Here is a 13,721-nt window from a genome sequence, read left to right on the forward strand (position 1 = left end):
CCCCTCAGGAAGGTGGCGCCATCAGCTCGCGGCCGATGACGCGCTGGATGAAAGCAGCGTCCTCGAAAATGGAGTAATGGGTGCCTTCGCGCATGTAGACCTGCATGCGCGAATTGGTGAAGCGCCCCCAGCCCAGGATGTCCCGGCGGGAAACGTAGGGATCGCCCTTGGAGACGAAGCAGGTGATGGGCACGTCCCAGGGCTTTTCAGGCTGATAACGGTACTTGCTGGTCATCTCGAATTCGGCCCGCACGGCGGGCAGCATCAGGCGGCGCAGTTCCGGGTCGTCGAGGAACTGGTCGCTGGCCGCCATGTCGAACTGGCGGATGATCTCGGCGAAGATGGGATCGGGCTGGCGATAGGGCGGCAGATTGGGCTTGTAGCCCGGCATGGCCGTCAGATGCATGGCCAGGTTCTTCTCGAACGGCCCGACGATGCGCACCCGGTCGGGGCACCGCGCGCCCGAGCAGAACAGGTGGCGCGGCTTGGTCTCGGTCTCGTGGATCAGGGTACGCGCCACCTCATAGAGCGTCAGCCCGCCCAGGCAATGGCCGAACAGGGCGAAGGGCAGGTCCAGCTTGCCCGTCGCCTCCATCTCGTCGATGACGTGATCGACGAAGACGTCCATGTCGCGCACCGGCGTCTCGCTGATGCGGGCCAGACGTCCGGGAGGCTCCACCGCGATGACCTCGATGGACGGATCGGTGGTGGCCGACCACGCCTGAAAGGCGGCCGAGCCGCCGCCGGCGAAGGGAAAGCAGAACACCCGGTAGCGGGGATTGGCGCGCGGCGCCACGGTGACCAGCCACGAGCCCGCCCCGGTGTTGACGGAAGGCTTGGGCGCCTCGTCCTCCACCAGCGCGTCGACGGCGACGTCGGAAATGGCCGGCGCGGCGACCTCCACCCCGGCCAGATCGGGCCAGACGTCGACCACCAGTTCGTCGATGCTGGGCCCCTTGATCAGCTTGACCGCCGGGATGCGGATGCCGGTGGCGCTTTCCACCCGGTTGATCAGGGTTACCGACATCAGCGAGTCGAGACCCAGCTCGCGCAGCGGCCGGTCCGGATCGACCCTGGCGGTCATGCCCAGCGTGGTCATCACCTGACGCGCCAGGAAGTCGGTGATGGCGGCGCGGCGTATCCCGGCATCGGCCGAGGCCATGGCCTGCTTCAGCGCCTCGATGTCGGCGGCCAGCCCGCCGGCCGCCGCTCCCTGCAACTCGGCATAAAAGCGCGGCGGCACCTGGAACTGGCGCAGGAAGGTGGGCCAGTCGGCGGGGATCACCACGCCATGGCCGGCGTCGCCGTCGAACAGGGCCTCGAACGCTTCCCGCCCCAGACCCGGCTCGATGTAATGGATGCCGCGAGCCCGCCAGATGGCCTCGCCCTGAGCCCCCAGCCCGTCGGCCATGCCGGCGCTGGCCCAGGCGCCCCAGTTGACCGACAGGGCCGGCAGCCCCAGGGAACGGCGATGGGCGGCCAGGGCATCCAGGCAGGCATTGCCGGTGGTGTAGTTGGTCTGCCCCGCCGAGCCGATCACCGACAGCACCGAGGAATAGAGCACGAAGTCGTGCAGGTTCAGATCGCGCGAATGCTTGTGCAGCCACCATCCGGCATCCAGCTTGGGGGCCAGGGCGCGCCGGAACTTGCCCCACTCCATCTGATCCACCAGGCCATCGTCCAGCACGCCGGCGCTGTGAAAGATGCCCCTGAGCGGCGGCTGGGCCTTGGCAAGCCCCCCCAACAGCTTGGCGACATCGGCCTCCCGGGCGGTATCGGCCTTGGCGATGGTCACCTTGGCGCCCAGCGCCTCGAGCCGCGCCGAGACCTCGGCGGCGTTGGCGGCCTTGTCGCCCTGGCGGCTGACCAGCACCAGATGGGCGGCCTTGCGGGCGGTCGCCAGCCATTCGGCGGTCAGCACGCCCAGCGCCCCCAGACCGCCGGTCACCAGATAGGTGCCGCCGTCGGCCACCGCCGGGCGGCGGGGCGGCACCGGGGCACGCACCAGCCGGGCGGCCAGACGCTTGCCGCCGCGCAGGGCGACCTGCGCCTCGTCATCGGCGGCGGCCAGATGGGCGGCCAGCAGGCCGGCCTCGGAACCGGGGACGCCGCCGGCCTCCAGGTCCACCAGACCGCCCCACAGGGCCGGCGCCTCCAGGGCGAAAGAGCGTCCCAGCCCCCACAGTCCGGCGCCCAGCACATGGGCGGGCGGCTCGGTCCCCAGGGCATCCACGGCGTTGCGGGTGACCAGATGCAGCTTGGGCGCCACCAGGAAGCCGGTCCGGTTGACCCCCAGGGCACGGGACAGGCAGAGGACCGAATCGTAGAGCCGCCGTTGCGCCGCCTCGTCGCCCCAAAGCTCCTCGCCCCAAAGCTCCTCACCGGGAGCATCCACCGCCCCCAGATGGATGATGCCGGCCTTGCCGGCCCCCGCCTCGGCGGCAAAGCCCTCCAGCAGGCGCGAGAAGCCTTCGAGATCGGTGGGGCAATCCTTGGCGGATACCACGCGGCAGGCGGCGCCGGTGCGCCCCAGGGCCTCCTTCAGGGATTTGGCGAAGCCGTCGCCACCCAGCAGCAGCCAGGTCAGCGGCCCCGAGGCCTTGGCGGCCAAAGCGGGTACCGGACGCTCGTCCCAGCGCTTGGCGTACAGCCATCCGTCCTCGCCGTCGGCCCGGCGCGGCCTGAACAGGGAGGCCGGCAGCTTCTTGACCGACAGCCCCTCGAAGGCGGCCACCGAACGGCCATCGGGGTCGAAGGCCTCGATGTCGATCACCGTGATATCGGCGCCGTGGCCGTTGGGCTTGCGCCGCTTGGCGTGGACCCAGACCTCGCGCTCCTCGGACTTGGCGCCGCTGAAGCGCTCGAGGCCCAGGGGCAGATGGGCCGACGAGCCGTCGGGCGGCGGCTGGGTGAAGTCGCCGTATTCCTCGATCACCGCCGGATAGACGTGCAGGCAGGCGTCCAGCAGGGCCGGATGCATCAGGCCGTTGCCCAGCGGCTCCACCTGATCGGGCAGACGGATGCGGGCCAGGGCCTCGCCCTCGCCGCGCCACAGGCTTTCGATGGCGCGGAAGCTGGGGCCGTAGGCCAGACCCAGGCTGCGCATGCCGGCATAATAGCTGTCGGCCTTGACCGGCAGGTGACAGCGCCGCTTCAGGGCCTTGGCGTCGAAGGTGCTGGATTTGCCCGGCTTGGCCCGGCGAACCTCGCCACGCATATGGGTCCGCCAGATCTCGTCGTCTCCGCCCCGGCTGGACAGGCTGAAGCCCGCCCCGTCGCCGTTGGGCTCCACCACCAGATGGCCAAGCCGGGCCTCGTCATCGGCCAGGACCAGGGCGTCGCCGTGGCTGAACCCCGCCACCTCCAGCGGCCCGTCGCCCAGCCGCGCCCTCGCCCCTTCCAGGGCGGCCACCAGTCCGGCGGTGGTGGGAAGCACCATGGCGCCGTGCACCCGGTGGTCGTCGAGCCAGCCGAAGCGCTCGCGACTGAACTCGGTCTCGTACTGATGGGCGGCCAGCGGCGAGGGCAGCCGCCGCCCGGCCAGCCCGGTCCCCTGCGCCACGGCGGGGCGGCGCCCGCCCACCGGCTCGTAATCCCGGGCGGCCCACACCCGCTCGTGCTGGAAGGCGTAGACCGGCAGCGACATCCGCCGCAGGTCGAACGGCGCGTCGAAGGTCTGCCAATGGGGATCGTTGCCGGCGCAATAGAGGGCGCCCACCGTCTCCAGCAGGCTCTGATGCCCGTCGCCCTTGCCCAGCGTCGGCAGCCAGCCCAGCCCCTCCGCCCCGGCGACACTGCGCCCCAGGGCCAGCAGGGCGCCGCCCGGACCGATCTCGACGAAATCCTTGATGCCGGACTTGACCAGGGCCGCCACCGCATCGGCGAAGCGCACCGCCTGGCGGGCCTGGCTGCACCAGTATTCCGCGTCGGGGGCATCCGTCTTGAGCTGGCCGGTATAGGTCGACACCCAGGCCAGGGCGGGAGCCTTGGCGGTGACCGCCCAGGCCGCCGCATCCAGTTCGGGCAAAGCCGGGTCCATCAGCGGCGAATGGAAGGCGTGCGACACGGTCAGCGCCTTGGAGGGAAAGCCCTTGGCCTCCAGTGCCTTGACCGCCTTGTCCACCTCGGCGGCCTCGCCCGAGATCACCGTGCCCTGCGGCCCGTTGACAGCGGCGATTCCGATCCTGCCGCCATCGAGAGCGGCCAGAACCTCGGCCACCACCGCCTCCTCGGCGAAGACGGCGCTCATGGCCCCGCCCGCCGGCAAGGCCTGCATCATGCGGCCCCGCGTCGCCACCAGACGGGCGGCATCCTCCAGGGAGTACACTCCGGCGACCACACAGGCGGCGAACTCGCCCACCGAATGGCCGCACACCGCTTCCGCCTTGATGCCCCAGCCTTCCAGGGTGCGGGCCAGGGCCAGTTCGACGGCGAACAGGCAGGGCTGGGTATAGCCGGTGCGATGGATATCCTCGCCATCGGCGAACAACACGTCGAGCAGTGGGCGGTCGAGATGGGGATCAAGAGCGGCGGCCACCTTGTCCAACTCGGCGCGGAAGGCCGGCTCGGTCGCGTAGAGGCTGCGGCCCATACCCGCCACCTGGGCGCCCTGGCCGCTGAACAGAAAGGCCAGACGCCGGGGCTGCGACTGCTTGCGCGCCGCCTTGGGATCGGCCTTGAAGCCCGCCAGCGCGGTGGCCAGTTCGGCGGGCGACGCCACCACGCAGGCGAAGCGGTGGTCGAAATGGGTGCGGCCTACCGCCATGGTGTGGGCGTAATCGCCCATGTCCATTTGGGGATGGGACTCGGCCCAGGCACGGTGGCGGGCGGCGTTGGCATCCAGGGCGGCGGCCGATTTGCCCGACAGCACTACCAGATGGCGGGGCCGGGGGGGAGCCCCGGTGCGCGGACGGGGCGCGGGTGCCTGCTCCATCACCACCACGGCATTGGTGCCGCCGATGCCCAGCCCGTTGACCAGGGCGCGGCGCGGATGGTCGGGGTTCTCCGGCCAGGGCAGGCGCCCGGTGTTCACGAAGAACTTGGACTGCTCGATCTTCATGCGTGGATTGGGGATACGGTAGTTGATGGTCGGCGGGACCACGCCTTCGCACATGGACAGCGCCGTCTTAATCATGGAGGCCAGACCGGCCGATTGCTCGGAATGGCCGATATTGGGCTTGGTCGAGCCGATGGGGCACTTGCCCTCACGCCGGTCACCCTCGAACGCCCGCTGCAGCGCCGTGAACTCGCGCGGGTCGCCCACCGTGGTGCCGGTACCGTGGCATTCCACCGAGCCGATGGAGGTGGGATCGAAGCCGCTTTGCGCCAGGGCGGCCTTCATCACGTCGGTCTGGCCGCGCACGCTGGTGCCGGCATAGGACGCCTTGCGGCCGCCGTCGTTGTTGAGTGCCGTGCCCCGGATCACGCCGTAGATATTGTCGCCGTCGGCCACCGCCCGGTCCAGGCGCTTGAACAGCATGGCGGCGACGCCCGACGAGAACACCGTGCCGCCGGCCTCGGCGTCGAAGGTGCGGATGTGACCGTCGGGAGCGAAGATGGCGCCCTTCACCCCCATATACCCGGCCGCCTGGGGCACCCGCACGATACCGGCCGCCGCCAGGGCCATGGCGCACTCGCCGCCCTGAATGGCGTTGCAGGCCAGATGCACCAGCACCAGCGAGGTGGAGCACGCCGTCTGCACGTTGAGGCTGGGACCGGTGAGGTTCAGCTTGAACGATACGCGGGTGCCGGCGAAATCCTTGTCGTTGCCGATATGCAGCAGGCTGGCCGTCGCCCCCCTTGCGTCGGGATGGTCGGCCAGCTCGTTCATCATGTAATTGGTGACCACGCTGCCGGTGGCGGCATAGACGCCCACGGGGCCGAAATCCTGGCCCGGGGGATAGCCGGCATCCTCGAACGCCTCCCACGAGACTTCCAGCAGATGACGCTGCTGCGGGTCGATCAGCCGCGCCTCGTGGGGGGAATAGCCGAAGAACGACGGGTCGAAGGCGTCGGCCTCGGGCAGCAGGAAGGCCGCCTTGACGTAATCGGGGTGGCGCAGGCGGGCCGGGTCCACCCCGGCCTCGATCATCTGCGCGTCGGACAGGAAGGTGACCGATTCGGTCCCTTCCAGCAGGTTGCGCCAATAGGCGCGCCAGTCCGACGCACCGGCGAAGCGGCACGCCATGCCGATGATGGCGATGTCCAGCGGCCTGCGGACGCCCCCCATGCTCACCCCCCTCCCCTAAACCCTATTTCCCGAGGATCACCACTCCTTGCCGTCCTCGTCCTGGCCGCCGCCACCGCCGCCCATGAAGCCACCGCACAACTCCATGTCGCGCAGGCGGTCCAGCGCCCGCTCGAACACCTCCTGCATGGCGCTCAGGTAGTCCAGCCAGGTCTCGACCATCCACATCATCAGTTGCAGTTGCATATTGGCCATGCCGGCGCCGGGCATGCCGCCGCCCATGGCCATCATCAGGGGCAGCATCTGCATGAACTGGGCCGGGCCGAAGCCCCCTCCGAACGGACCGCCCCCACCGAATCCCTGGCCAAAGGCGTGGGCACGATTGAATCCACCCTCATTGCGATAGCCTGATCTACGCTTTTTTCTTTTTTTACTTCCTTCCCCCGCCTCGCTATCGCTATCGGCTCTCATTTCTGGCTTATCATCTCGCATCTTACCACCCCAGCCTGCACGACTATCGTTTCAGATAGCACAGCTCGGCGGCGAGCGTCTATTCATTGATGCTGTGTTCGGCGTCCGGAGCCTTGCCCGGCCTCGCGCTGTTCCGCCGCATGCAGTTCTACCGGAACGGGTGGCGGTGGTGATTGAACCTCGCTCCAAAGCAACGTAGGCTGAGCGCAGCGGGTGGCATGCCGGGTTGGAGCGGCGGGCTGAGGTCAGGTTCTGTTCTGGGGGTCTGGGGAACGATGAGCGTCCCATCCGAGGTCAAGGTCGCCGATATCCTCTGCCGGGACGAGGAAACGGTACTGGTGCGGGGCATCGCCGCGGGCGGACGGCCCCTCCTCGTCCGAAGCGCCGCATCCGATCGCCCGGCGCAGCCGGTGATCGACAGGCTGCGCCGGGAATTCGCGCTTCGGGGCGAAATCGACGCCACCTGGGGAGCCATCCCCCTGTCCCTGGAAGAAGCCTCCGGCCGTCTGGCGCTGACCATTTCCGATCCCGGCGGCGAGCCGCTGGTCCGTCTGGTTTCACCTCGCTCCGGCCCGCTGCGCCACGCCGACGTGGCCCGGCTGCTGCGCCTGTCCGCCCTGCTGGCGCGCACCCTGGGGCGCATCCATGCCAAGGGCCTGATTCACAAGGATATCACGCCGACCAACGTCCTGGTCGACGAGGCGTTGGGCAAAGCCATCTTCACCGGCTTCGGCTCGACGTCGCAGTTGCGGCGCGAGCAACGGCACAATCAGGCGGCGGAAAGCATTTCCGGCACCTTCGCCTACATGGCGCCGGAGCAGACCGGGCGCATGAACCGCTCGGTGGATTCGCGCAGCGACCTCTATTCGCTGGGCGTCGTTCTCTATGAAATGTTCACCGGCCTGCGCCCGTTCTCGGCCTTCGACCCCATGGAATGGGTGCACTGCCATATCGCCCGTCAGCCCTCGCCGCCGCGCGAGCGGGTCAGCGGCCTGCCCGAGCAGGTCTCGGCCATCATCATGAAACTGCTGGCCAAGACGGCGGAGGAACGCTACCAGACCGCCGACGGGCTGGCCGCCGACCTGGAACGCTGCCTGGCCGAATGGGATGCCGACGGCCGGATTTCCAGCTTCCCCCTGGCCGGCAGCGACCATTCCGGCGTGCTGACCATCCCCGAGCAGCTCTATGGCCGCGAGGCGGAATCCGCCACCCTGCTGGCAGCCTTCGGCCGGGTCGCCGAGGACGGCACGCCCGAGCTGGTGCTGGTGTCGGGCTATTCCGGCGTGGGCAAGTCGGCCCTGGTCAACCAGATCCATCCGGCCATGGTCGAGCGCGACGGCATGTTCGGGGCGGGCAAGTTCGACCAGCACAAGCGCGACATCCCCTATTCCACCTTCGCCCAGGCCTTCCACACACTGATCCGCCAGATTCTCGGCGCCCCGGAATCCGACATCCGGCGCTGGCGCGAGGCGTTCCTGGACGCCATGGGTCCCAACGGCCGCCAGATCATCGACCTGATCCCCCAGCTGGAACTGGTGGTCGGCGAACAGCCGCCCATGCCCGAACTGCCGCCCGGCGAGGCGCAGGTCCGCTTTCTGACGGTATTCCGCCGCTTCGTCTCGGTCCTGGCGCGGCCCGAGCAGCCGCTGGTGCTGTTCCTGGACGATCTGCAGTGGATGGACGGCGGTTCCATGAAGCTGCTGGAACACCTGATGACCCACCCGGAGGTGAGGCATCTGCTGCTGATCGGCAGCTACCGCGACAACGAGGTGGATTCCGCCCATCCGCTGATGCTGTCCGTCGACGCCATCCGCAAGGGCGGGCGGCGGGTGGACAATATCGTGCTCAAGCCGCTGGGCGAGGCCGACCTCACCCACATGGTGGCCGACACCCTGCACGCCACGGCGGAAAGCGTGTCGCCCCTGGCGCGGCTGATCCACCAGAAGACGGCGGGCAATCCGTTCTTCGCCATCCAGTTCCTGACCACCCTGGTGGAAGAGAAGCTGCTGTGGTTCGACCAGAGCCGGGCGGAGTGGATCTGGGACATCTCGCGCATCGGCGCCATGGGCTTTTCCGACAACGTGGTCATCCTGATGGCCGCCAAGCTGCGCCGCCTGCCGGAAGCGGACCAGGCGGAACTGCGCCGCATCGCCTGCCTGGGCAACGGCACCACGCTGGGCACCCTGGCCATGGTCTACGACAGGACCGAGGACGAATGCCTGGCCAGCATGGAACTGGCGGTGCAGGCCGGCTTCCTGATCCGCAACGGCGATCGTCTGGCCTTCGCCCACGACCGCATCCAGGAAGCCGCCTACCTCTCCATCCCCATCACCGAGATGGTCGCCACCCACCTGCAGATCGGGCGGCGGATGCTGGAGCGGCTGCCCGAGTCCGAGATCGACGACCGGCTGTTCGACGTGGTCCACCACCTGAACCTGGGGCGCCAGATGATCACCGCCCAGGCGGAGCGGGACGCCCTGGCGCGGCTGAACGTCCAGGCGGGGCGCAAGGCCAAGTCGTCCTCGGCCAATGCCTCGGCGCGGGTCTACTTCACCCTGGCCCGCAACCTGCTGGCCGCCGATTGCTGGGATTCCGCCCACGGCGAGACCTTTGCCCTGTTCCTCGACCTGTCCGAATGCGAGTACCTGGTGGGCAACCACACCCAGGCGGACCAGCTGTTCGAGCTGCTGCTGGGCAAGGCCGCCACCGACGACCAGAGCGCCCAGGTCTGGCGCCTGCGCTTCCGCATGTTCATGGTGTCGGGTCGCTATGGCGACGCCGTGGCCATCGCCGTCAAGGCCCTGGACCGCTTCGGCCTCGCCTGCCCCGAGACCGAGGACGACACCGCCAAGGCGGTGGAGGCGGCGCGGAGCGAACTGGCCGATTTCCTCGAAGGGCGGCGGATCGCCGATCTGATCCACCATGCCGAATGCCATGTTCCCGCCGTCCGGGCACTGATCGGCGTCATCGCCGACGCCATTCCGGCGGTGTACCACGTCCGCCCCATGCTCTATCCGTTCCTGGGGCTCACGGCCATCAACCTGTCGCTGCGCCACGGCATGACCGAGGATTCCAGCGCGGCGTTCTCCGGCTATTCCGTGTCCCTGGTCGGGCGGTTCGAGGATTTCCGCACCGGGCTGGAATTCTCGGAACTGGCGCTGAAACTGGGAGAGCGCTTCGACAGCGCGCCGCTGCGCGGCACCTTGCTGTTCCGCCACGGCTATTTCGTCACGCCGTGGAGCAAGCCCATCGCCACCATCATGCCGGTGCTGGAGGAAACCTTCCGCACCTGCCTGGATACCGGCAACCTGATCTATGCCGCCTATGTGGCCTATGCCTCGGGCTGGATGCTGTTCGAGAAGGGCGAGCCCCTGGACGTGGTGCTGGCCCACATGCGCAAGTACACGCCATTCGCCCGCAACGCCCGCATCCCCTTCGCGGTGCTGATGCTGCGCCTGCAGGAGCTGTTCATCGCCGGCCTGCAGGGGGTGGAGCTCGACGTCACCCCCGGACTGGCCGGGGCGGACAGCGCCGAGAACTCCTATCAGGCGCTGGTGGGAACCGCGCATGGCTACGGCATCGCCTTTTACCACGTGGTCCGACAGGTCACCCCCTACCTGATGGGCCAGTACGAGGAAGCGCTGGGCGCCGCCCGCGAGACCGCCGCCCTGGTGCCGAAGATCTCGTCCTCGGCGATCGAGTCGTCGCACCACTTCTACGGCGCCCTGACCATCACCGCGCTCTACCCCAGCGCCGAGGCCGGGCGGCAGGCCGAGATGGCTCCCTGGCTGGCCGAGCATCGCCGCAAGCTGACGCTGTGGGCGCAGCATTGCCCCGAGACCTTCGCGGCGCGCGCCGCCCTCATCGAGGCGGAGATGGCCGCCATCTCGGGGCGCGGCAACGAGGCCATGCGGCTCTACGAGGATGCCATCCTGGTCGCCCGCGACCATGGGCAACTGCATTGCGAGGCCATCGCCAACGAGCGGGCCGGCCGGTTCTGCCTGGCGCAAGGACTGCCCAGCATCGCCGAGAACTATTTGCGCAACGCCCGCTACTGCTATGCCCGTTGGGGGGCCCAGGCCAAGGTCCGGCAACTGGACCAGAGCTTCCCCCGGCTGATGGAGACCGCCGCCTCCAACGGCGCCGTCTCCAGTTTCAGCGGCAGCGCCGACGGCCTGGACCTGATGACGGTCATCAAGGCCCAACAGGCGGTCTCCGGCGAGATCGTGCTGGGCAAGCTGGTGGAATCCCTGCTGCGCATCGTGGTCGAGCACGCCGGCGCCGACCGTGGCCTGCTGATCCTGCGCCACGGGGAGAGTTTCCGCGTCGAGGCCGAGGCGGTGGTGGAGGGTGACCTGATCGCCGTCTCCACCTGCGCCACGCCGCCCACCTCGGACGACCTGCCGCTGACGGTATTCCAGTACGTGACCCGCACCCGCGAGCGGGTGGTGATCGACAACGCCATCGGTCCCAATACCTTCATGACCGAGGGTTACGCCCGGCGCAGCGGCGTCAAGTCGGTGATGTGCCTGCCGGTGGTCACCCACGGGGCGCTGTCGGCGGTGCTGTATCTGGAGAACCGCCTGGCGGCCGGGGCATTCACCCGCAACCGCGTCGCCGTGCTGGACCTGCTGGCGACCCAGGCCTCCATCTCGCTGGAAAACGCCCTGCTCTACACCGAGATGGAGGAGCGCGTCCGCGACCGTACCCGCGAACTGGCGGAATCGCTGGCCACGGTCAAGACCAAGAGCGATCAGGTCTCGGCCTTGCTGGACAATTCCGGCCAGGGCTTCCTGTCGTTCCGCGGCGATCTGGTGGTCGAGCCGGAATTCAGCCACCCCTGCCTGGCCTTCTTCGGCGGATCACCGGCCGGCCTGCCCATCGACGAATTGCTGTTCTCGGGCGACGAGCACGCCCGCGACACGCTCAGGGCCTGCATCGAGGAAGCCCTGGCGGAGGAGGATGCCTCCCGCGCCGAGCTTTACCTGTCGCTGCTGCCCGAGGAAATCTCCATCGGCGACCGGGTGCTGAAGACAGAATTCAAGCCCCTGGACCGGGCGATCATGGTGGTGCTCACCGACATCACCGGCGAGAAGGCCCTGGCCGCCCAGGTGGCGCGCGAGCGTACCCGGCTCGAGATGATCGTCTCGGCCGTCACCTACGGTAACGACTTCTTCGACGCCGTCGCCGAGTTCACCGCCTTTGTCCAGGACGGAGCCGGCATGTGGCGGGGGCGTGACCGGACGGTGCTGTACCGCACCATCCATACCTTCAAGGGCACCTTCAACCAGTTGGGCTTCCACCACTTGCCCACCGCGCTGCACGACGTGGAATCGGCGCTGCAGCGCCTGGGCCGCCGGGCCGATGCCTCCGATGCCGCCGCCATGGTGTTCTCCCGCGATTGGCAGGCCATCCTCAACGCCGACCTGGAAACCGTGCGTGACGCCCTGGGCGACGATTTCATGGCACGGCGCGGCGTGGTCACCGTCACGCCGGAGCAGGCCAAGCGGTTCGAGCGCTTCGCCCGCGGCCTGCTCGACGAGAACGAGGTCCCCGACGTCCTCGAGGAAATCGCCGCCATCCGCACCGTCTCGCTGCGTCAGGCCATCGCCGACTTCGACAAGATGATCCACCAGATTTCCGCCCGCCTGGAAAAGGAGGTGGCGCCGCTGGTGGTGGAAGGCGAGGACGTGCGCATCGATCCCGAGGTGTTCGGGCCGTTCCTACGTTCGCTCGGCCACGTCTTCCGCAACGCGGTCGACCACGGCATCGAAGACCCCGATTCCCGGCTGTCCACCGGCAAGAGCGAGGTCGGCACCATTACCTGCGCCATCCGCCGGGTCGACGGCGTCCTGGCCATCGACATCGCCGACGACGGCGCCGGCATCGATATCGAGACCCTGCGCCGCCGCGCCGCCGAGCTGACCGCCGACGACGTCAGCGGGTGGGGGCTGGCCGATCTGGTCTTCGCCGACGGCATCAGCATCCGCACCGAGGCCACCGAGCTTTCCGGGCGCGGCGTCGGCATGACCGCCGTGAAGGCCAGCGTCGAGGAACTGGGCGGCAGCGTCCAAATCGATTCCCGCCCCGGCCACGGCACCCATTTCCTGTTCCACATCCCCTTCCCGCCGCAGGTGGAGGGGCGTGCCCAATGACCTTCAACAGACTGAAGTTTCCGCCGACCATGGCGGCGGTGCTGACCCGTACCCGGGACTACCTCCAAGAGGAGATCGGCCTGAAGGTCTCGCGGGCAAAGCCGCGCACCGGCAACATGGATGCGTTACAATTGCGCGATGTGACCGCGGTGGTTTGCACCGACGGGCCGATCAAGCTGCTTATCGTCTTCAGCTTCCAGCGCCCGCTGCTCGAGCATATCCGCGAAGTGGTCACCGCCACGCTGAACGTGCTGCCCGAGGAACGCGAGCTGTTCCTGCGCGAGACGGCGGCCGAAACCATGAACTTCATCCTCGGCCACGCCACCGCCGATCTGGCCGAGGAAGGCAATGACATGCGGCTGTCGCCGCCCGTCGTCATCGATGAAGAAAAGAACATCCTTCGTCCAAAAAAAGCGATTTTCACCTCGATCGAAATGGCAACCAGCCATGGTACTCTCGACATCAATTTCATCGGACCGTCAGATTTATTCGACCAAAAATTGAACATTCTCGGTAATGAAGAAGCTCAAGGGGGGAACATGCACCCATTGAAGGTCCTGATTGTCGACGATTCCCTGCTGACCGTCCGGACTTTGACCGGAATGCTGACCGAACTTGGCCACCTGGTGGTCCAGACGGCGGGAAGCGGGGCACAGGCCCTGGACTCCTATCGCCAGATCAAGCCCGACCTGGTCACCATGGACATCACCATGCCGGACATGGACGGCATCGAAGCCACCGGCGGCATCCTCAAGGAATTTCCCGACGCCAACATCATCATGGTGACCTCTCACGGCCAGCAGGGTATGGTCATGAAGGCGGTGAAGGCCGGAGCCAAGGGTTACGTCCTGAAGCCCATCAAGCCCGAGAAATTGCGCGACATGATCGCGCGGGTGTTCAAGACCTGA

4 protein-coding genes are annotated in these 13,721 nt (G+C 68.1%); 2 read left to right on the plus strand and 2 right to left on the minus strand.

Translation table 11 applies throughout. The features are described from left to right. Positions 1–4 precede the first annotated feature (4 nt). Together CP958_RS04505 and CP958_RS04510 are read right to left on the minus strand one after the other, a co-directional pair. On the minus strand, positions 5–6,229 hold the full coding sequence (locus tag CP958_RS04505; protein ID WP_096700798.1) for a type I polyketide synthase: 6,225 nt from the start codon (positions 6,227–6,229) through the stop codon (positions 5–7). Between the two features lie 36 nt (positions 6,230–6,265). Further along, positions 6,266–6,496 (minus strand): hypothetical protein, encoded by a 231-nt coding sequence (locus tag CP958_RS04510; protein WP_096700799.1) that lies wholly within the window; start codon positions 6,494–6,496, stop codon positions 6,266–6,268. Positions 6,497–6,933: 437 nt separating this feature from the next. Here CP958_RS04510 and CP958_RS04515 point away from each other — a divergent pair, with 437 nt between their 5' ends. Then, entirely contained in the window at positions 6,934–12,813 is a 5,880-nt protein-coding gene (locus CP958_RS04515; protein ID WP_170958832.1) for an AAA family ATPase, read from the plus strand. Between the two features lie 29 nt (positions 12,814–12,842). After that, positions 12,843–13,721 (plus strand): response regulator, encoded by an 879-nt coding sequence (locus tag CP958_RS04520; protein WP_242442744.1) that lies wholly within the window; start codon positions 12,843–12,845, stop codon positions 13,719–13,721.

It is taken from the genome of Magnetospirillum sp. 15-1 (genome assembly GCF_900184795.1).
GTDB lineage: Bacteria > Pseudomonadota > Alphaproteobacteria > Rhodospirillales > Magnetospirillaceae > Phaeospirillum.

Coding starts and splice junctions, on each gene's coding strand:
- CP958_RS04520 (WP_242442744.1), top strand. CDS start 12,843: ATGGCGGCGGTGCTGACCCGTACCCGGGACTACCTCCAAGAGGAGATC.
- CP958_RS04515 (WP_170958832.1), top strand. CDS start 6,934: ATGAGCGTCCCATCCGAGGTCAAGGTCGCCGATATCCTCTGCCGGGAC.
- CP958_RS04505 (WP_096700798.1), bottom strand. CDS start 6,229: ATGGGGGGCGTCCGCAGGCCGCTGGACATCGCCATCATCGGCATGGCG.
- CP958_RS04510 (WP_096700799.1), bottom strand. CDS start 6,496: ATGCAGATGCTGCCCCTGATGATGGCCATGGGCGGCGGCATGCCCGGC.